General features: G+C 56.6%; 22 protein-coding genes, 1 tRNA gene and 2 pseudogenes. 13 read left to right on the top strand and 12 right to left on the bottom strand.

All coding sequences use genetic code 11. The features are described from left to right. Nucleotides 1-1,239: a cytochrome c gene (locus KGB20_RS04795; RefSeq protein ID WP_154910088.1), complete on the top strand. Its 1,239-nt coding sequence runs from the start codon at nucleotides 1-3 to the stop codon at nucleotides 1,237-1,239. A gap of 1 nt (nucleotide 1,240) precedes the next feature. Then, nucleotides 1,241-2,212, top strand: coding sequence for an XdhC family protein (locus KGB20_RS04790; protein WP_154910089.1), 972 nt, complete (start codon nucleotides 1,241-1,243; stop codon nucleotides 2,210-2,212). A gap of 117 nt (nucleotides 2,213-2,329) precedes the next feature. Here KGB20_RS04790 and KGB20_RS04785 read toward each other — a convergent pair whose 3' ends face one another. Further along, nucleotides 2,330-3,613, bottom strand: coding sequence for an NAD(P)/FAD-dependent oxidoreductase (locus KGB20_RS04785; RefSeq protein WP_154860604.1), 1,284 nt, complete (start codon nucleotides 3,611-3,613; stop codon nucleotides 2,330-2,332). A 183-nt stretch (nucleotides 3,614-3,796) separates the two neighbouring features. On the opposite strand from KGB20_RS04785, the gene KGB20_RS04780 reads away from it, so the two are divergent. After that, a tRNA-Val gene (locus tag KGB20_RS04780) sits at nucleotides 3,797-3,873 on the top strand. A gap of 113 nt (nucleotides 3,874-3,986) precedes the next feature. On the opposite strand, the gene KGB20_RS04775 is transcribed toward KGB20_RS04780, so the two are convergent. Beyond that, nucleotides 3,987-4,535, bottom strand: coding sequence for a tyrosine-type recombinase/integrase (locus tag KGB20_RS04775; RefSeq protein WP_223518142.1), 549 nt, complete (start codon nucleotides 4,533-4,535; stop codon nucleotides 3,987-3,989). On the opposite strand from KGB20_RS04775, the pseudogene KGB20_RS04770 reads away from it, so the two are divergent. The 6 genes and pseudogenes from KGB20_RS04770 to KGB20_RS04745 all read left to right on the top strand — a co-directional run. Then, nucleotides 4,459-5,016, top strand: a pseudogene (locus KGB20_RS04770) (hypothetical protein); the annotation flags it as partial. The gene KGB20_RS04775 and the pseudogene KGB20_RS04770 overlap by 77 nt on opposite strands. Nucleotides 5,017-5,073: 57 nt before the next feature. After that, on the top strand, nucleotides 5,074-5,580 hold the full coding sequence (locus KGB20_RS04765) for a hypothetical protein (RefSeq protein WP_154910091.1): 507 nt from the start codon (nucleotides 5,074-5,076) through the stop codon (nucleotides 5,578-5,580). A gap of 2 nt (nucleotides 5,581-5,582) precedes the next feature. Further along, nucleotides 5,583-5,960: a hypothetical protein gene (locus KGB20_RS04760; RefSeq protein WP_154910092.1), complete on the top strand. Its 378-nt coding sequence runs from the start codon at nucleotides 5,583-5,585 to the stop codon at nucleotides 5,958-5,960. 486 nt (nucleotides 5,961-6,446) lie between these two features. Beyond that, on the top strand, nucleotides 6,447-6,893 hold the full coding sequence (locus KGB20_RS04755) for a cell wall hydrolase (RefSeq protein WP_154910093.1): 447 nt from the start codon (nucleotides 6,447-6,449) through the stop codon (nucleotides 6,891-6,893). After that, nucleotides 6,869-7,186, top strand: coding sequence for a DUF6527 family protein (locus tag KGB20_RS04750; protein ID WP_154910094.1), 318 nt, complete (start codon nucleotides 6,869-6,871; stop codon nucleotides 7,184-7,186). Before KGB20_RS04755 ends, KGB20_RS04750 begins: the two co-directional genes overlap by 25 nt. A 36-nt stretch (nucleotides 7,187-7,222) precedes the next feature. Beyond that, nucleotides 7,223-7,675: a DUF2514 family protein gene (locus tag KGB20_RS04745; protein ID WP_154910095.1), complete on the top strand. Its 453-nt coding sequence runs from the start codon at nucleotides 7,223-7,225 to the stop codon at nucleotides 7,673-7,675. A gap of 479 nt (nucleotides 7,676-8,154) precedes the next feature. On the opposite strand, the gene KGB20_RS04740 is transcribed toward KGB20_RS04745, so the two are convergent. The 4 genes and pseudogenes from KGB20_RS04740 to KGB20_RS04725 form a co-directional block, all read right to left on the bottom strand. Beyond that, the gene (locus tag KGB20_RS04740) at nucleotides 8,155-8,592 is read right to left on the bottom strand and encodes a glycine zipper domain-containing protein (protein ID WP_150812517.1); all 438 of its coding nucleotides are present in this window, start codon (nucleotides 8,590-8,592) and stop codon (nucleotides 8,155-8,157) included. Between the two features lie 348 nt (nucleotides 8,593-8,940). Continuing rightward, nucleotides 8,941-9,149 (bottom strand): annotated as a pseudogene (locus KGB20_RS04735) (hypothetical protein). A gap of 343 nt (nucleotides 9,150-9,492) precedes the next feature. After that, the gene (locus tag KGB20_RS04730; protein ID WP_223473717.1) at nucleotides 9,493-9,765 is read right to left on the bottom strand and encodes an integrase; all 273 of its coding nucleotides are present in this window, start codon (nucleotides 9,763-9,765) and stop codon (nucleotides 9,493-9,495) included. A 484-nt stretch (nucleotides 9,766-10,249) separates the two neighbouring features. Then, nucleotides 10,250-10,390, bottom strand: a complete 141-nt coding sequence (locus KGB20_RS04725) for a hypothetical protein (RefSeq protein WP_159389615.1) — start codon at nucleotides 10,388-10,390, stop codon at nucleotides 10,250-10,252. A gap of 547 nt (nucleotides 10,391-10,937) precedes the next feature. Between KGB20_RS04725 and KGB20_RS04720 the strand changes: the two genes are divergently transcribed. Further along, nucleotides 10,938-11,594 carry a trypsin-like peptidase domain-containing protein gene (locus KGB20_RS04720; RefSeq protein ID WP_150812518.1) on the top strand — a complete coding sequence of 219 codons (657 nt, stop codon included), beginning with the start codon at nucleotides 10,938-10,940 and terminating at the stop codon, nucleotides 11,592-11,594. A 250-nt stretch (nucleotides 11,595-11,844) separates the two neighbouring features. On the opposite strand, the gene KGB20_RS04715 is transcribed toward KGB20_RS04720, so the two are convergent. Beyond that, nucleotides 11,845-12,051, bottom strand: a complete 207-nt coding sequence (locus KGB20_RS04715) for a hypothetical protein (RefSeq protein WP_150812519.1) — start codon at nucleotides 12,049-12,051, stop codon at nucleotides 11,845-11,847. Nucleotides 12,052-12,302: 251 nt separating this feature from the next. Here KGB20_RS04715 and KGB20_RS04710 point away from each other — a divergent pair, with 251 nt between their 5' ends. Then, on the top strand, nucleotides 12,303-12,497 hold the full coding sequence (locus tag KGB20_RS04710) for a hypothetical protein (RefSeq protein WP_056722222.1): 195 nt from the start codon (nucleotides 12,303-12,305) through the stop codon (nucleotides 12,495-12,497). A 74-nt stretch (nucleotides 12,498-12,571) separates the two neighbouring features. Here the strand turns inward: KGB20_RS04710 and KGB20_RS04705 are convergent, their stop codons facing one another. Then, a complete protein-coding gene (locus KGB20_RS04705; protein WP_154860600.1) occupies nucleotides 12,572-13,324 on the bottom strand; it encodes a carbonic anhydrase in 753 nt (250 codons plus the stop codon). 203 nt (nucleotides 13,325-13,527) lie between these two features. Here KGB20_RS04705 and KGB20_RS04700 point away from each other — a divergent pair, with 203 nt between their 5' ends. After that, entirely contained in the window at nucleotides 13,528-13,983 is a 456-nt protein-coding gene (locus KGB20_RS04700) for a DUF2214 family protein (RefSeq protein ID WP_150812521.1), read from the top strand. A 185-nt stretch (nucleotides 13,984-14,168) separates the two neighbouring features. On the opposite strand, the gene csrA is transcribed toward KGB20_RS04700, so the two are convergent. Then, nucleotides 14,169-14,360: a carbon storage regulator CsrA gene (csrA, locus tag KGB20_RS04695; RefSeq protein WP_007975691.1), complete on the bottom strand. Its 192-nt coding sequence runs from the start codon at nucleotides 14,358-14,360 to the stop codon at nucleotides 14,169-14,171. Between the two features lie 250 nt (nucleotides 14,361-14,610). Between csrA and KGB20_RS04690 the strand changes: the two genes are divergently transcribed. Beyond that, nucleotides 14,611-14,976, top strand: a complete 366-nt coding sequence (locus KGB20_RS04690) for an SPOR domain-containing protein (protein ID WP_150812522.1) — start codon at nucleotides 14,611-14,613, stop codon at nucleotides 14,974-14,976. An 84-nt stretch (nucleotides 14,977-15,060) separates the two neighbouring features. On the opposite strand, the gene KGB20_RS04685 is transcribed toward KGB20_RS04690, so the two are convergent. The 3 genes from KGB20_RS04685 to KGB20_RS04675 form a co-directional block, all read right to left on the bottom strand. Next, the gene (locus KGB20_RS04685; RefSeq protein ID WP_154860599.1) at nucleotides 15,061-15,750 is read right to left on the bottom strand and encodes an endonuclease; all 690 of its coding nucleotides are present in this window, start codon (nucleotides 15,748-15,750) and stop codon (nucleotides 15,061-15,063) included. Nucleotides 15,751-15,754: 4 nt separating this feature from the next. Further along, nucleotides 15,755-16,024, bottom strand: a complete 270-nt coding sequence (locus tag KGB20_RS04680; RefSeq protein ID WP_046041595.1) for a DUF1654 domain-containing protein — start codon at nucleotides 16,022-16,024, stop codon at nucleotides 15,755-15,757. A gap of 181 nt (nucleotides 16,025-16,205) precedes the next feature. After that, on the bottom strand, nucleotides 16,206-17,294 hold the full coding sequence (locus KGB20_RS04675) for an asparaginase (protein WP_057715549.1): 1,089 nt from the start codon (nucleotides 17,292-17,294) through the stop codon (nucleotides 16,206-16,208). Nucleotides 17,295-17,425: the final 131 nt, after the last annotated feature.

Below are 17,425 nucleotides of genomic sequence, written 5' to 3'. Positions count from 1 at the left end.
ATGAAGCTTCTACTTAGCCGCCTGGCGTTGGCGGTTGGTCTGGCTGCGCCTGTGGTGGCAGCTCACGCCGATGATGCGCAGGTCAAGCAAGGCGAATACCTCGCCCGCGCCGCCGACTGCATGGCGTGCCACACCGCACCGGGTGGGGCGCCGTACGCGGGCGGCCTGCCGATCGTGTCGCCGTTCGGCACGATCTACGGCACCAACATCACCCCGAGCAAAGAGCACGGTATCGGTCTGTACAACGATGACGAGTTCTTCGCCGCGCTGACCGAAGGCAAGCGCCGTGATGGCGCGAACCTGTATCCGGCGATGCCCTACACCTCGTATCACCTGATCCCGCGTGCAGATTCCGACGCGATTCATGCCTACCTGAAAACCGTCGCGCCGATCGAGCGCGCAGCACCGGTCACCAGCCTGAGCTTCCCGTTCAACGTGCGCCTGGGCCTGATGGGCTGGAACATGATGTACGGCAAGGACGTGAAGCTGGAACCGGCTGAAGGCAAAAGCGAAGCCTGGAAGCGCGGCCAGTACATGGTCGACGTGCTGGGGCACTGTGGCGAGTGCCACACCCCACGTGGCTTGCCTGGCGCGATGCAGCAGGACAAGCGCATGACCGGCGGCATTCTCAATGGTTATCTGGCGCCGAGCCTGCTGGCCACTGACCTGGCGGCCCGTGGCTGGAATCATCAGGACCTGAGCTCGTTCCTCAAGCACGGCATGAGCGCCCAGGGCACGATGTTCAACGAGATGTTCCCGGTGTTCCACAACAGCACCCAGGGCCTCAGCGATCCGGATCTGGCGGCGATGGCGACTTTCCTGCTCGGCGATCAGCCGCCTGCGGCGAAAGTGCTCGTCGAAGTGCCGTTGGACAAACTGAGCCCGAGTGCCCAGCGTGGCCGTCAGGAATATTTGAATGTCTGCGCCGGTTGCCATGCACCGGGCGGTGAGGGCAAACCGCACATCGCCGTGGCCATGCGCGGCAACACCACGCTGCGCCTGGAAGATCCACGCAACCTGGTGCGGGTGATCGACGACGGTATCGGCGAGCAGAAGTTCTCCGGTTTCGAACATATGCAGCCGATGCCAGGGTTTGTCGACAAGCTGAATGACGAACAACTCACGGACCTGCTGAACTACCTGCGTCAGGGCTGGGGTGGTCAGCCGAATGATCTGGCTGTAAACGACGTGCAGAAGTTGCGGGCCGATGCGCCGCCGCTCGAGCACAAGGCCCACTGATATGCAGCATCTGGATTTGCAAGTGGTGCGCCGGGCGCTGGAGTGGTCTACGGCCGGTCAGCGCATCTGGCTGTGTACGGTGCTGGCCACTTACGGCTCGGCACCGCGCGCACCGGGTTCGCTGCTGGCGGTGAACACGCAGGGGCACTGGATTGGCTCGCTGTCCGGTGGCTGTGTCGAGGAAGACTTTCTCGAGCGAGTCGCCGAGGGCGCGTTTCTGGAGCCAGTTTGTGTTGTTCGTTACGGCGAAGGCGACGATCCACGCTCACGCGTCAGCCTGCCCTGTGGCGGGGTGCTGGACGTGCTGGTCGAGAAGCTTGATGCCGATTGCGAGGTGCAAGCGCATCTGCGGGAACTGGAGTCGGCGCTGTTGGGCCGACGTCGGTTGATCCGCGAAGTGGATCTGCAAAGCGGTGCGCGCAGCCTGTTCGATGATCGTGAACAGGGTGTGCGTATCGAGCGTGAAATCGACCGGGTGCGTGTACGCGTCGGCGCGGCCCAGCGCTTGCTGCTGGCGGGGTATTCCAGTGTCGCCCAGGCCTGTGCGGAGTTTGCCGTGGGGCTTGGGTTCGAGGTGATTCTGTGTGACCCGCGGGACGAAGTGCTCGAAGGCGTCGTGCTGGAAAACGTGGAGATTCGCCGCCAACTGCCGTCGGTGTTCATCGCTGACGGCGGTTGCCACAGCGACACGGCGGTGGTGGCGTTGACCCATGATCCACGTATCGATGACCTGGCAATGATGGAGGCTGTTCGCACCGAGGCGTTCTACATCGGTGTGATGGGCTCCATGCAGACCTCGCAAAAGCGCTTCGAGCGGTTGCGGCGTATTGGTGGCTTGGGCGATGCCGAACTGGCGCGGATTCATGCGCCGATCGGCTTGAACCTGGGCAGCAAGACGCCAGCCGAGATTGCCCTGGCGGTACTGGCGGACATCCTGCGGATTCGCAGCGGTATCCCACGAGATCGTCTCTAACCCCCAAAACCTGTGGGAGCGAGCTTGCTCGCGATGAGGTCGTACCATCCAACACATCCGTTGGCTGCCAGACCGATATCGCGAGCAGGCTCGCTCCTACAATGTATTGCGTGTCGCTTAGTACCCGAACTTGTCCCGCAATCCGTAATACCACGCACCCAATGCCGCAAACGGTGTGCGCAGCAACTGGCCGCCGGGGAACGGGTAGTGGGGCAGGTCGGCAAAGGCGTCAAAACGCTCGGCCTGGCCGCGCAGGGCTTCGGCCAGCACCTTGCCCGCCAGGTGCGTGTAGGTCACGCCATGGCCGCTGCAGCCCTGGGAATAGTAGATGTTGTCGCCCAGGCGTCCGACCTGGGGCAGGCGCGACAGGGTCAGCAGGAAGTTGCCCGTCCACGCGTAATCGATCTTCACGTCCTTGAGCTGCGGGAAGGCCTTGAGCATCTTCGGCCGGATGATCGCTTCGATGTTCGCCGGATCCCGCGCGCCATACACCACGCCACCACCGAAAATCAGACGCTTGTCGCCGCTCAGGCGGTAGTAGTCGAGCAGGTAATTGCAGTCTTCGACACAGTAATCCTGGGGCAGCAGGGTCTTGGCCAGTTCTTCGCCCAATGGCTCGGTGGTAATCACCTGCGTTCCGCAAGGCATCGACTTGGCGGCCAGTTCCGGCACCAGATTGCCCAGATAAGCGTTGCCGGCGACGATGATGAATTTGGCCCGGACCTTACCCTGCGGCGTATGCACTACCGGGCTGGCGCCGCGCTCGATGCGTATGGCCGGCGACTGCTCATAGATCGTCCCGCCCAGGGACTCGACCGCCGCCGCTTCACCCAGCGCCAGGTTAAGCGGATGGATGTGGCCGCCACTCATGTCGAGCATCCCGCCGACGTATTGATCGCAAGCCACCACTTCGCGGATGCGGCGTTGATCCATCAACTCAAGCTGGGTGTGCCCGAAACGCTCCCACAGGCGCTTCTGGGATTCGAGATGGCCCATCTGCTTGGCGGTCATCGCGGCGAACACGCCACCGTCCTTCAAGTCGCACTGGATGTTGTACCTGGTGACCCGATCACGAATGATTCGTCCACCCTCGAACGCCATCTGCCCCAGCAACTGGGCCTGCTTGGGACCGACCGTGCGCTCGATGACATCGATATCGCGGCTATAGCTGTTAACGATCTGGCCGCCATTACGCCCGGACGCCCCGAAACCCACTCTGGCAGCCTCGAGCACGGTGACCTTGAAACCGTTCTCCAGCAGAAACAGGGCAGCGGACAGCCCCGTATAACCGGCGCCAATCACACAGACATCGGTCTCCACGTCATCCTGCAACGCCGGGCGCGGCGGAACCGCATTGGCCGATGCGGCGTAATAGGATTCTGGGTAGGGAGTGTTAGCCATCCGGCAGCCTCTGTTTAATATATTTTACGAGTGCGTTGATCCTACCCGAGTTGAAAATCGCCCGCCAGCACCCGAAAAATCTTCTTTGTCCCGGCAAAATTAAATATTTTGCATATTCATAGGGTTAGCGCGAAAAAAGGTGTTGACACCCCTCCGGAATTCCGTAGAATGCCGCCTCACAGCAGGCACGTAGCTCAGTTGGTTAGAGCACCACCTTGACATGGTGGGGGTCGTTGGTTCGAGTCCAATCGCGCCTACCAAACAAAATCCGCTCTGCTGGGCGGTCTAGAAGGGCTCACCGAAAGGTGGGCCCTTTTTTGTTGTCTGGTGTTTGAGCAAACTTTGGGAATACTTTGGGCAAACGACCACCGCGCTATACCTTCAGGTCGGCTTTCACCTTCATGTAAACCACCGCTTCATCACCGTGCCCCGCCTGGTAGTGCTCGGTCATCTTCACGTCGGCGTGCCCCATCAAACCTTGGATGTATTCCTGCTCGAAGCCCTGTTGCTCATAAATCCAGGCGCCGAGAGCGCGGATCTCGTGGAAAGTGGGGCGCTCGCCGGCTGGCATGTCCTCATAGGCCTTCGAATCGTCCCGAGCCTGGGCAAATGATTTGGTCAGGTAGTCCGCCGTCACCGCGTTCCAGTGTAGCTTGGCGTCCAACTGGGTGCGTTTGCGCGCCTTCGGCGAGTAGTGGATGAGGTACGGGCAGACGACCGGCGACTTCATACACTCCAACACCACGTCCCGCAGTGCCTGGCCCATGACAATCTCCAGGTGCACGGGCTTTCCGTAGTTCTGCGTTTTCCCGGGTGACACCTTGATGGTGTTTTGCTCGAGGTCCACAACCACGTACTTTCCCCGGGTGATTACCTGTGCTGAGCCGCCGCTAGTGTTCTGCCGGCCCGACACCGGCGGCATCGCCGGGCTGGCGTCCATGCAGGTGATCGGCTCGGCCGGAAACTGGACCGGGTTTTATGTGCGGGCCTATGACGACAACACCAACCAACCGAACGGGCGCTACTTCGCCGCCACGTTCGGCACGCAACCGGTGTCACAGTTCGGTTTTCGCCTATGGGATGGGACGAGCAAGCTGTTGTTTGATTCGGGCACGCCGACGGCGCTGTTTACCCGGTCGTTCCAGAACTGGAACTATTTGCGCTATGAAATTACGGCAACGGGCAGCTCGCGTAATTTTTACAGTGTGCCGTTTAACTTTCCAGAAAACGAATACCTGCTGATTAATCCTTTCGGCATGAACATGCTGACGGGTTCGGGTTCCGGGCGCAGTGTTAAAACACTGTGGGACTTTAATGCCGGCGTGCTGTACGCCTTGACCGACGGCTTTAGTAACCCGTTCGCATTTTTCATGCCTGCGGTATTCGCCAGGATCAGTGTTTAAACCAACGTTTGCATCCCGCCCCAGTGCGGGCTTTCACTTAAAATTGAGGACGATCAAATGGCTAAGCAGACGATACTGCTCGGTACTTCACCGAGCGGAGTCGGCGGGGATACGCCGCGGAGTGCATTTGCTAAAACCGAGAGCAATTTTGTTGAGTTGTACGCGCGCCAGGCATTACTTGGCACTGCATCCAACGTAAATCTCGGCACTGCCGCCGGCAATGCAATGCCAGTTGGCGGATTCGGTGTGGGGACCCAATTCAATCCTGGGCTACCACTCTTGAGTGATGCTTCGGGCGTAGAAATTTATTCTACTGGTTTCTATCGATACGCAAGCACAACGCAGGGGCGCCCGACGTTTGGTACAGGGTTTGGGGCGCTTATCGAGTTATCGGCATTGTTTAGCGGTGGCGCTAACTACGGCGGCCAAATCGCTGTTGATTACGCTACTTCGGAAATGGGATTTCGTTGTCTGTCTGGTGCAGCTGGTTTTTCTGCTTGGCGCAAGAACTACCACGACGGCAACACCACGCGCGCCGCTGACGGCACATTGAAGGCGATCTGATTATGACAAGAGCTGCGATCAACATTCTGGGCCCTACTGGCGCCACTTACGACTTTGTTACTCAGGGCGACACTCCAGTGTCTTCTTCGCGAATCTCGAAGGGCGTTTACAAAGTTATCGGGTGCCTGGGCATGGTGCCTTTCCCCCCCGTCGACGAGGGCTGGGGCTTAACGGTCAATCAGGTCGATAACCGTGCTGATGTCGAGACCGTTTTTACCGATGGGGAACTAATGGTGACTGTAACAAAGGACGGTCTGCCATACGACCTGAAGCACATGATCACCTTGCACATCCTGGTACCGCCCCCTGACTCCGTGAGCGTTTCTGAGATTCCCGTCGAGGCGTCTCCATCTGGTGAAGAGCCTACCGTCGAAGCCTGAATCAATAGATCCAAACGCACCCGCCATCGAGCGGGATTTTTTTGCCTGAAAAAAAGGAATGTCCTTCACATCGCAGCAACCGCTGCAGATCCCCCCGAACGCCGGCGCTATTCGCGTCGAAGGCGGATCTTCTCCCAGCTGCGATCGACATAAAACGATCCTGTATCGCCTCGGACGGAATAAATCGTCGCTCTATAGGCTGCTGTCCAGCGCGAGCAGCCTAAGGCAAGTAGTTTTTTGTAGGCCCACTTCCATCCGTTCTTAGGTGCGATGCTCATATTTTTCCTTAGGTCCGTACCAGCCATTCCCTGATGGTAGCTAGGAGCTCCAGGATATCCAGCGATTGATTTCAGGCGTCAAAAATTCGCCCAAGAACGATTACATTCGTTTTCCTCTGAAAGCGAATGCCAAGCACACGGCAGCAGTAGCTGCTATTGACCCGCCATAAGCCCGCCCTGAGCGGGTTTTTTACGTCTGGAGAAAAGCATGACCGTCACAGAAAAAGACCGCGATATCCTCGCCCGCACGTTGTGGGGCGAGGCCCGCGGCGAATCCTTGGCCGGCCAGATCGCCGTGGCTTGGACTATCCGCAACCGCGTGAAAGACGGCAAGGACAAATCGTGGTGGGGGGAGGGCTATGTCGGCGTGTGCCAGAAGCCTTACCAGTTCAGCTGCTGGAACAGGAACGACCCGAACTTCGCCTCCCTGAGTGGCGCGAAGCCGATTCCGTTCCGCGAGTTGGCGCAGGCACGGATCGCCGCTGACCAGGTGATCGATGGAAAGGTGCCGGATCCCACCGGTGGTGCCACCCATAACTACGCGACCACCATGCCCAAGCCGCCGGCCTGGGTGAAAGGTGCCAAGCAGACGCTGGCGCTCGGTCACCATGTGTTCTTCAAGGATGTGCCATGGGTCGCCTATCGAAAGTTCTGAGAGACAGCAATGACAATGGTCTGACGTTCTGGTGTCCTGGCTGCGATGGCGCACATGCCATTCAGCATGGCGCCGGGACCGGTCCACGCTGGGGCTGGAATGGTAGTGCGGAAAGTCCGACGTTCACGCCTTCGATCTTAGTCAGGTATCCGGCTAACCCTGACGCCATTGAAGAATTCAAGGAGTGGCGTACGGAGCGTGTATGTCATTCGTTCGTCACCGATGGCCGTATCCAGTTCCTGGGCGATTGCACCCACGCGCTAGCCGGACAAACGGTCGATCTGCCGGAGTAGGAGGACTGAGCATGACGACCTACCTGAAAGCAGGCGCTGTTCGGCGCCTATCACCACGGCGTGACGGTCACGGATGAAAAGTGGCAGTCAGAATGGAATGACCGCGACACCCGGGACGCCGAGGCGAGGGCACTCAATGAGGCCACCGAGCGCACCAAAGAGCAGGCCTACCAACAATCAATCAACAAGGCGGCTCAAGATGGGCAACGAAACATCGATCAAGCAATGGCTGATGCTGCTGCCGCTCGCGCTGCTGCTGACGGCGTGCAGCTCGTCGCCGACAACCTTGCCCGTCGACTCGCAGCCAGTGAAGCCAGCGGCAATTCCTGTACTGCCGCCGCAAGCCAGACAGCTACCCACGCCGCAATGGTGCTTGCCAACGTGTTCAAGCGCGCTGACCAGAGAACGGGCGACCTGGCTGCAATTGCCGACCAAGCCCGAACCCGGGGATTGACTTGCGAACAAGTGCATGAAGGTTTTTCGAGGTAGGAATTGTATGCGGTCGGCAGAACGCCGGAGGCAGGAAAAAATCCCCGATCTGCTGGAGAGCAGTTCGGGGCAAGTCATGAGACATCATTGAGGGAAGGGAATCTCTCCATGAACTACCGTCCCGATAACCCTCTCCTCCGGGGGAGTTAAACATCGGCGAGAAGTGGGTGGGAAGTTAAATAATTGTCACAAAAATATTTATAGATTGGTCCACGTTCTATTAAAGACCAGGTGAAATTTACTTCAGTGGAAGGCGCTGATAGGGGGGAGGTGTAATGGTCGTTTGTGGCGCTGCCGGCGCAGATTGAGCTGCCGCTGGAGGGCAGGATGAAGAATAAGGGATTTCCCTGCATGGCGTTTCGTCAGTGCAGAAAGGCGCACCAATGAGTGCCCAGTTTGAAATACGACCAAAAGGGAGAGAGCCACGTCCACTCCCTTTTGAAACAAAGCTTCCAATTGCTCAATCTCGGAATCCGAGATCAGTCGTCATGTTTGTGTTTATGTTTGTTCTTGTACTTCTTTTTATGCTTGTGGTCGTAGTGGTCGTTATCGTGATCGTTATCGTTGGCCAGATTGTTGCCGATAGCACCACCTGCTGCGCCGCCCAGTCCAGCGCCGATCAGGCCACCAGTGGAACCACCAACACTGTTGCCGATTACCTGACCACCCGCTGCACCGAGCCCGCCGCCGATGGCTGATTCGGTCTTGTTGCCACTCTTCGCGGTCATTGCGCCCCCAGCTGCGCCACCTACGCCGGCTCCGATCGCAGCGCCGGTGCTACCCCCCACAGCCTGACCGACGACGCTTCCAAGGGCTCCACCGACACCGCCACCGATAGCTGTGTTGGTGGCTTCGCCAGCGAGGGAGTACTGCGATACAAGAAGGCTTAATGCAACGACAGTGAATGATTTACGCATCAGACAAACCTATAGAAATACCCAAGGAAAGAAAGTTTGTTGGTACGAATCAGTCAGGTCAACAGGTATTTGACGGTGCATAAATTTGGATCAACCAATCTGTGATTAGCGCAGCCGCTTGTTGATCAATTATGACCTGTGGGCACTCCCCCATAGGCCCTTTGCATGTCGCCGATGGCTCGGCTGGTTCATGCCTGATGGCGGCGGCCACATGATCTAAGAGGCGTGCAGCAGCTACATCGACCGTGTCTTTGGTTATCTTTATACCGAGAATATTGGCGAGGTCTTTTTGAGCCTGTGACGAGCGAGAACGGGTCATACTTACTGGACTCCATTAATCTATTGCAGTCACTCCGGCGCCATCATCACCGCGAGCGTCATCTTGATGAACTCCTCATTCTTGTCGATGGCTTCTAGGGAGCAGCGTACGTTATCGGCGACATAGGCCGACCCGCGCTGCTCGACCCAGTTCGAAAGCTCCATGATGACTGTTCCAGGGCGAGTTGGTTTTCAATGATCTTGAAGAGCAGGGAAGGGAGCAGGTCAGAGTTTGGCATCGCGAATTCTCCTTGGAGTTTTCAGCGTAGCAGGGGCGGCCTGTGGGCTTGGGGTGTAGGTCGACAGAACGCCGCAGAAAGGTGGCACTACTGTAGGAATATACAACGCTAAGTTATTGATTCTTATAGGGAGATGTGGCGGTTTTGAGGGGGTTGAAAAAGTCTTATTTTCTCTTATAGATCAAAGCGTTATGACTGTTTACCGGTCACCTTGACATGGTGGGGGGCGTTGGTTCGAGTCCAATCGCGCCTACCAAACAAAATCCGCTCTGCTGGGCGGTCTGGAAGGGCTCACCGAAAGGTGGGCCCTTTTTTGTTGTCTGCAATTTGCACCCCCCCCCACTCAAAACGCCAACTTGGCGCCCAACTCCACATACTCGATCTTCTTTTCGTCGTGCCCCTCCTGATAGTGCTTCGTCACCTTCTCATCTGCATGCCCCGTCAACGCTTGGAAGGACTCCTGTGGGAATTTCTTCCGTTCGTACAGCCATGTCCCCAGGGCTCGGATCTCATGAAAAGTGGGGCGCTCGCCGGCCGGTACGTGGTCGTAGGCGTGCGCGGCGCCCCGGGCTTGTAGTGGATCAGGCGCGGTGACGCCAGTGGCGACCGCAGGCATTCACCGACAACCTCACGTAGCGTGGCCCTCATAGCGATTTATCGCCTGCCGTTCACCGGCAGGCTCAATGTCAATTTTTTTCAGGGTTGTGTTCGGGACACTTGGCGCTGCTCTGGGTAAAGTCATTACCGCTTGCCCGGCCTGGTGTGTTTCAGATGGATTACTGAATGGCCAGCAACTGGTCAGGGTAAACGCCATTCAAGTGATGATTAATGCACATGATCAAGCAGTAACCACGGCTTCTTACTGAACGGAGGAGGTTGTCGCCTTTAGTGAACTTCTTGGATTTCGCTTGCAGTCTACTGTGGCGCATGGACAATCCTTTGTAATTATAAGGCTCCTTATTTAACTTCATAAGGATTTCCTCGTTGCCAATAACACGTTCCCCGCTGCTTGTTAGTAAGTCAAACACTACACATTCCATGCGAGTTAATTTGATAATCGTCAGATTGTTAGAAGGCAGGCGTTGGGGGTTGTTAAATACTCAAGTTTGTAGCATCGGCCTGTTGATGCGATCAGATACACACTTATAGCCGCGCTGGTCGATCCAGGCAGCAACTTCATCGAAGGCAATAAAATCTTCGTCGGAAGGATTGAGCGGGGCGGCGATAAGACATTCTGGCATCGCGCTTCCTCCATGCACAAAAAAAGCGTAGCCCAAGAGGTGCGCACACTGTAGGTAGCAGGCGAACTGTAGGTAGCAGGCGAACAAACCCCGTATGGGCGGGCTTAACGGGAGAGAAAAAAAGGATGGGTGCTGATCCGTCGGCAGTCATTGAGTTTCGTTAGTGAGTTACGGCGCCGCTGTAGTGCAGGACAACTGGATTGCCTTCAGCCTTCTTGTTGCTTTTGTGGGTAACGGGCATGGCGAATGATTCAGGTAGGTGCTACTTCCCATGACCGTTGGCGCCATTAGCGAGGGAGTCTATAGCAACTCTTGATTTTTATTCTCGTCTTTAACGTTTTTCAGGCGCCAAATATTTGAACTTTTAAAGTTGTTAGAAAAGCGATTGGTCTTAGCGCGATTTATTCATACGGCCCATTACAAACTCAGCCATAAGTAAGAAAGCGTCAAACTAGAACAGGCGGCGAGGAGTATTGCAACCCGATAAAAGACAAAATATTGACAACAAAAAACAGTCACATTCTCCCTATTAAGTCGGTGGTATATCATGATCAAGATCATGGCCTACTTTTTAATTGGAGCTGTAACTGCAGGATGCAACGGCATCGTAAAACCCGACTTTTCGGGATCTGCGAGTGATTCATATTTTTCAGTCTACTCGGGCTTTCCTGCACCGTATCTATACATGGCCTCGGCCGTGCAGTGGAACGATGACTACGCCGTAACCACCCGTCACACTCCGTTCATCCCCAACGTGAAGTACAGCTGCAGCACAGGTTGTGATCTCGTCTTCATCCTGCACAAGGCCAACGGCCGCTACCCGTCATGGCGCGCACCGCGTGTGGGCGAGAGCATAACTGCCGTTGGGGCGAGTCCTTACCTCATGACCACTTCCGGGAAGGGCAAGGTATATCAAACGCCTTTCGTCAATACCGCCGAACACAGCGGTGATCTCTATGCCATCCATGATGCCCCACTGATCAAGGGCATGTCGGGTGGGCCGGTCATCACAAGTGACGGCTGTATTGTCGGCATCAATATTGGTTTCTATTCAACCACCCTGAACGATGTGAGCAATCACTCCGGCGTAAAGGGGGCTGAGAGGATCAGCATCTTTATTCCTTACTCGATCATTCAGCGCGAGTGGGGGATATTGCAGGCAAAACTTGACGACCCGCACGGCGCGAAGTATGTCGCGAAATAACTTTTAGCTTTCAACCCATTGGCCATCGCGCGTACCCGACAAAGTCCCCTCTGATGGGCGGCCTGGAAGGGCTCACCGAAAGGTGGGCCCTTTTTGTTGTCCTGGATTTCTTCAGGGTGTTCACAAAGTATCTGGCTCGTTCACGCTGGACAACGTGAACGTTGATGCACGCGCGACGATTGCTGAGCGGATACCGGGCCACCAGTGATTGCCAGGTAATCGTTCAGATCGTCGCCAGCCTCAGTAGGCGTCAGAGGGCAAAGGTCGCTGCAAGGCCGTGGTGGCCTTCCTGTGCTCCCGCGATCAGGTGCATTGGGATGTTCTGTTGTACTTCAATGGACGGTACTTCGAAGTTCCCTACGATCTGGAGGTGGCGCTCGCTCAGTTCGGTCGACTTTCCTGCTTTTTCCTTGGCCATTCTCGCGTGGTTCATTGCGATTTCGTTGAGCGTTGACACGTTACATCTCCCGGTGACTGACCAAGCGTATCGCTGGCGTCCTTAAGCATTGATTGAATGGCTGCGGCGTCAGAATCCTGTCGTTCCGGCGCTGCTACGGGCGATCTTAGCAAGCCTCAAGCCACGGATACGGGCGAATTCCTCGTTGTGTTCCGGTAGGCGACGAATGGCGGGTACCTGTGAATGATGGTCCGGATTTTTTGTTATTCAGGCGTAAACTAGCAAGGCGACCTTATCAAAAGGAGCCGCCTATGAACGCCGATCAAATGAGCAAGCAGGCACCTGTGGACACGGCTGTCTGGGATCGATATTTCTGCGCTGCATTGATTGCCGAAAGCAATCTGACTGCCCCGATAGTGGGCGAGGCTACTCACGAGGACAGGCAGAACCTGTTGATCGAGAGGGCCAGAGTCCTCGCGGATAAAATGATGCAAAACCGAAGATAACCAGAGCCCAGCCGTCGCGCTGGGCTCTTTGCATGCGGGGTCATGCACCGATGCTGGGGGCGTGGCATTGCGGATCAGGCGATCAACTCCACCTTGCCGCTCGCCAGGCGATAGATACCGCCCACGATCTTGAGCGCGCCTTTACTCTGCGCATCAGTCAGCAATGGCGAGGCCTGTTTCAGGCTGTTGACCGAATTTTTGACGTTTTGCGCGGTGGCGTTTTCCATCAAGTTCCCGGGCTGCTTGAGTACTGCCTCGACTGCCGACTTGAGTGCGTCAGTCAGTTTCGGGATATGACCGGGAAAAATAGTCTGATCCTTGACCGCCTTGATACCGGCCTCGATGGCACCGCAACTCTCATGTCCGAGTACGAGAATCAGCGGGGCGCCCAGTACGGCAACCCCGTATTCAAGACTGGCCAAGCCTTCCGGCGTAACGAAGTTGCCCGCGACGCGGATGGAGAAAAGATCGCCGCGCGCGGTGTCGAACGCATATTCCGGGGCGATCCTCGAGTCAGAGCAACTCAGCACGGCCACGAACGGATTTTGGCCGGACACCAAGGCCTCTCGCTCTGCCTTGAAATCGTGCGTCGTGGAAGTGCCGCCTACATATCGTGCATTGCCCTCCATCAGTCTTTTCAACGCCAAGTCGGGACTGATTACGTTTTGAGGTTTGGGTGGGGCTGACGCTTTTTCAGCTGCCTGGATGATCTTGCCGGGCAGTGTGCCGGTCAGCAGCAGGGCGCCTGCGCTCAATCCGGCAAATTGAAGAAAACGACGACGGCCTGTTGTGTTTGAAGCAGAGCTTGAATCACATGATTTACACATGATTTTGTTTACTCAGTTCAATGGGGTGAGAGTGAGTTGCTGTTGGGGCGGGTACTGCCATGGACGCTCAATACCGGCGCAGTGGAGTCTAGTAGGTCTGTCATATTGTGTTCCGGGCATTGTCTGCGGATGGCGTGCACGCAGCCACTTCATGGGCTACTACTGACAGGCTCATACAACTTCGACCTGGCAGGAGTTTCTCGATGCTGACTCAATGGTTTCTGGCGGCGGTTCATCTTCTGGCATTTGCCTTGGGATTCTGGGCGGTATTGGTTCGAGGTACGGCTTTTCGGCGTTTGGCAGATGGCGCCACAGAGGTGCGCAGTGTTTTGATGGCGGACAATATCTGGGGTATTTCAGCTGTCGTTTTATTGATCAGTGGCGGGGTGCGAGCCTTTGGCGGGTACGAGAAGGGCGCGGACTATTACCTGCATCAGCCGCTGTTTCATCTGAAGATGACGCTGTTCGTCCTGATCTTGTTGCTGGAGATTGCGCCGATGGTGACGCTGATCAAATGGCGGATAGCGCTTGCCCGTAAAGTGGCGATCGATACCGGCCGTGCGAAGCTGTTTGCACGGATCAGTCATATCGAGGCGCTGCTGGTGTTGCTGATGGTGGTGGCAGCGACTGGTATGGCGCGAGGCGTGATGCTTGGTTGACTGCGCAGTGAACGCATCCTTCCCTGGGGTAAACCAGAAAAGTCTGACAGCAAAGGAGTGGAGCTTGCCGCTAGTATCGACCCTTGGGGGTTGAGTGGGGGCGAAAGCACGGGGCGATGGAGTGCTGAATCTTTAGCCAGCCGTGATTCCGGACTGAACGGGCTGGCTACTGACTGCAACGGGATTCAGGATTGCGGCTTTTCCGGGGCGGTCAGGCCGGCCTGAATGCGCTGGTAAATTTCTTCACGATGCACTGCAACGTCCTTCGGAGCGTTGATGCCGATCCTGACTTGCTGGCCGCTTACGCCCAGGATGGTGATCGTAATGTCATCACCAATGTTTATGCTTTCACCGACTTTGCGGGTGAGTATCAGCATGGTCTTCTCCTTGATTGCTTTGTGGGGCACCTGATTCGGACAGTGCAGAGGTCGGTGGTATGTATAGATTAGTGCGAAGTCTCGTGGTTTGGGTGCCTCTTTCTGACGCGCAGATGCGGCATTAATTCCCAAGACGTAACTATACAGAGGCCGCAATCATCAATCTCGTTGTTTTGAGCCCATTTTACGGCACTCGTGAAGTATTCATGGGTGTTAAAATCGCCGCTTTATGCATTTGGAGGGAAGCGTCGTGCGCAAAATGGTTTTGATCATCGCGATATTGGCACTGGCGGGATGTGGCGAAGGCAGTCGTGTGGATGCGCCGAAGCCCAAGCCGGCCATGGCTGCCGTACCCGCGCCAGTGTCCGGTCCGCAATGGGATCTTGAAGTGCGAGGTGAAACCCCTCAGGCGGTCAGTGATCTGAGTGGCTGGCTGATCGAGCACAGTTTCATGTCCAGTGTCGTCAAGGAGAATGGCAATACCCGAATCCTGGTGGGGCCATTCAATTCGAAAGCCGAAGCCGAAGCCAAACAGGATGAAGTTCGCGCGGCGCTCACTCGCTCGAAGAAACAGAACATCGAATTGCTGGTGCTTGAGCGTCCAGCCGCTCAATAACGTAGCGCAGACGTTGAAGAAACAAAAAAGGCCTCGGGCGTTTAGCACCGGGGCCTTTTTTTGTTTCAGTGTCCCGTCCTGGATTCAGCCGCAGGCCTTCATGTCTACCGGGCCGACGAACTCGTTGCCGCGCCCCATGACGCACCCCACGCTCTGATTGCGTTGGCGTTCCCAGGCCTGTACCGGATAGGTCTTGTCCCAGGCTTCGTACAGTTGTCGATCCTGTTTCGACAGGCGCAAGCCATACTGCTTGCTCATGTAGAAGTAGGTCCGGGCGATCATGCCGCGAATGGAAGGGCGGGGCATGACTTTCTTGGCCTTGAAGTCGACCTGGGTCAGGCAGGAACCATATTGCCCCGACTGCTCGGGCAGCCAGCCAAAGCTGAAGTTGCTGCGATCGCCATTGACTTCGCCAATGCTGGGCACCAGGTTGTGCAAATCAGCCTCGGCCTTCTGGTAAACCGGGTCGTAGCGGGTGCAGTTCTTGCGACCGCCCTCTTGCCAGCACTGGCGTTGATGGCCGATTTGCCAGGCCGGAACAATATGCTCCCACTCGATGCGGGATGCGCGTTTGGCATTTTTACGTGGCACATAACCGCAGGCTGCAAGGTCCACCCGGTTACCGGTGTACTTGCAGCCACAGTAAAACTCGGTGGACTGGGGCGCGTAGAGTTTCCAGGCGACCTTTTTCGCTTCGGTAAAAGTGCGCGGCGCGTCGGCTTGCGCCCCCATGACAAAAAACAGAAACAGCAAAGCAAACCAGCGAACACTCATCGACTCAATCTTCCTTCGGCACAACCCAGAAAATCTGCACACCGCCATCGTCGCGATAGGCGAGGGTGACGTTGTCGTTTTCGTCTATTTCTTCCAGTAAGCGTTCCCATTCATCCACCGGCTCGTCGGGAAGGCGGAAGATCAACGCTGCCCTGGCTTTTTGTGCGGTGGGGGAGTTGATGATTTTCTGAACGCGCAGGCCCATGCGTACATAGGTGTCGGGAGAGGCTGAGGTGGTGTCCACGGAATTATCCTTATTAAGCTGTACGTGCATACAGTATTTAACTGTAGGCCATTTCGCAACTGCTTAAAAACCAAGAAAATCCTCTGACAGCGATTTGTTCCGTTTGGCGTAAGGCGAAGGGATTTTTTTTGTAAGATCCGCGGCAGCCACTCGCCAAGGCTGGCGAATGGCGCACGGGGTGCCCGACCGGATCCGGTCGGGCGAGGGCGAATCAGTATTCCCAGAACATCCGTTGCAGCTCTTTGCTGTCATTGGTTTTGGTCAACGCGACCATCGCCAGGACCCGGGCTTTTTGCGGATTCAGGTCGTTGGCCACGACCCAGTCGTATTTATCGTCAGGCTGTTCGGCGTTGCGCAGTACAAAACCGCCGGCGTTGACATGGGAGGAACGAATGATCTGCACGCCATCCTTGCGCAGGGCTTGCAGGGCGGGCACCACTCGCGACGATACCGAGCCATTGCCGGTGCCGGCGTGGATGATGGCTTTGGCGCCGGACTGAGCCAGGGCCTTGTAGGCGGTGTCGCTGACGTTGCCATAGGAATAGGCGATCTCGACGTCAGGCAGGCTCTTGATGGTCTTGATGTCGAATTCGGAATCCATGGTGTGACGCTTGGCTGGCAGGCGGTACCAGTAGGATTTGCCTTCTACCACCATGCCCAGCGGACCCCAGGCGCTTTTAAACGCTTCGGTCTTGATGTTGATCATTTTGCTGACGTCGCGACCCGACTGGATTTCATCATTCATGGTCACCAGCACGCCTTTGCCTCGCGCGTCTTTGCTGCTGGCCACGGCCACCGCGTTGTACAGGTTCAGCATGCCATCGGCGGACATCGCGGTGCCTGGGCGCATGGAGCCTACGACGATGATCGGCTTCTCGGTTTTTTCCACCAGGTTGAGGAAGTACGCCGTTTCTTCCAGGGTGTCGGTGCCGTGGGTGATCACGATGCCATCGACGTCTTTGCTGTCGGCCAGCTCGGCTACGCGGCGACCCAGTTGCAGCAGGTTTTCGTTGGTGATGCTTTCGGAGGCGATTTGCATGACCTGTTCGCCGCGAACGTTAGCCAGTTGGCTCAGTTCAGGAACGCCGGCGATCAACTGTTCAATGCCGACTTTCGCTGCTTGATAGGTTGCGCTGTTGGCGGCGCTGGCGCCAGCGCCGGCAATGGTGCCGCCGGTGGCCAGGATCACCACGTTGGCCAGTTTCTGTTGGGTTTCGGCTTCTTTGGCCTGAAGGGCGGTGGGCAGGAGCAGCAGCAGGGCCAAGGCGCCCGGAACAAAGGTCTTGAGTGCAGATGTCATTATTTTTCTCTTCTAGTTGTGAGACGGTGCTATGCAGGTTCATCTAGATACGCCCCGGGCGAATCTGAACGCCGGGGGTGCGAGGGGAAGAGCAGGATCTGTACCAGTAATGCGCTGAATTGAAAAACACA

Origin of the sequence: Pseudomonas sp. BF-R-30, from assembly GCF_019956175.1 — a bacterium.
In the GTDB taxonomy this organism is placed as follows: domain Bacteria; phylum Pseudomonadota; class Gammaproteobacteria; order Pseudomonadales; family Pseudomonadaceae; genus Aquipseudomonas; species Aquipseudomonas jessenii.
The sequence above is the reverse complement of the archived record's forward strand: the minus strand, read 5'-3'. Positions and strand labels throughout refer to the sequence as shown.

Coding starts and splice junctions, on each gene's coding strand:
- KGB20_RS04790 (WP_154910089.1), top strand. CDS start 1,241: ATGCAGCATCTGGATTTGCAAGTGGTGCGCCGGGCGCTGGAGTGGTCT.
- KGB20_RS04720 (WP_150812518.1), top strand. CDS start 10,938: ATGATCAAGATCATGGCCTACTTTTTAATTGGAGCTGTAACTGCAGGA.
- KGB20_RS04765 (WP_154910091.1), top strand. CDS start 5,074: ATGGCTAAGCAGACGATACTGCTCGGTACTTCACCGAGCGGAGTCGGC.
- KGB20_RS04730 (WP_223473717.1), bottom strand. CDS start 9,765: ATGCCTGCGGTCGCCACTGGCGTCACCGCGCCTGATCCACTACAAGCC.
- KGB20_RS04775 (WP_223518142.1), bottom strand. CDS start 4,535: ATGCCGCCGGTGTCGGGCCGGCAGAACACTAGCGGCGGCTCAGCACAG.
- KGB20_RS04755 (WP_154910093.1), top strand. CDS start 6,447: ATGACCGTCACAGAAAAAGACCGCGATATCCTCGCCCGCACGTTGTGG.
- KGB20_RS04785 (WP_154860604.1), bottom strand. CDS start 3,613: ATGGCTAACACTCCCTACCCAGAATCCTATTACGCCGCATCGGCCAAT.
- KGB20_RS04685 (WP_154860599.1), bottom strand. CDS start 15,750: ATGAGTGTTCGCTGGTTTGCTTTGCTGTTTCTGTTTTTTGTCATGGGG.
- csrA (WP_007975691.1), bottom strand. CDS start 14,360: ATGCTGATACTCACCCGCAAAGTCGGTGAAAGCATAAACATTGGTGAT.
- KGB20_RS04710 (WP_056722222.1), top strand. CDS start 12,303: ATGAACGCCGATCAAATGAGCAAGCAGGCACCTGTGGACACGGCTGTC.
- KGB20_RS04760 (WP_154910092.1), top strand. CDS start 5,583: ATGACAAGAGCTGCGATCAACATTCTGGGCCCTACTGGCGCCACTTAC.
- KGB20_RS04680 (WP_046041595.1), bottom strand. CDS start 16,024: ATGCACGTACAGCTTAATAAGGATAATTCCGTGGACACCACCTCAGCC.
- KGB20_RS04740 (WP_150812517.1), bottom strand. CDS start 8,592: ATGCGTAAATCATTCACTGTCGTTGCATTAAGCCTTCTTGTATCGCAG.
- KGB20_RS04705 (WP_154860600.1), bottom strand. CDS start 13,324: ATGTGTAAATCATGTGATTCAAGCTCTGCTTCAAACACAACAGGCCGT.
- KGB20_RS04795 (WP_154910088.1), top strand. CDS start 1: ATGAAGCTTCTACTTAGCCGCCTGGCGTTGGCGGTTGGTCTGGCTGCG.
- KGB20_RS04675 (WP_057715549.1), bottom strand. CDS start 17,294: ATGACATCTGCACTCAAGACCTTTGTTCCGGGCGCCTTGGCCCTGCTG.
- KGB20_RS04750 (WP_154910094.1), top strand. CDS start 6,869: ATGGGTCGCCTATCGAAAGTTCTGAGAGACAGCAATGACAATGGTCTG.
- KGB20_RS04725 (WP_159389615.1), bottom strand. CDS start 10,390: ATGCCAGAATGTCTTATCGCCGCCCCGCTCAATCCTTCCGACGAAGAT.
- KGB20_RS04700 (WP_150812521.1), top strand. CDS start 13,528: ATGCTGACTCAATGGTTTCTGGCGGCGGTTCATCTTCTGGCATTTGCC.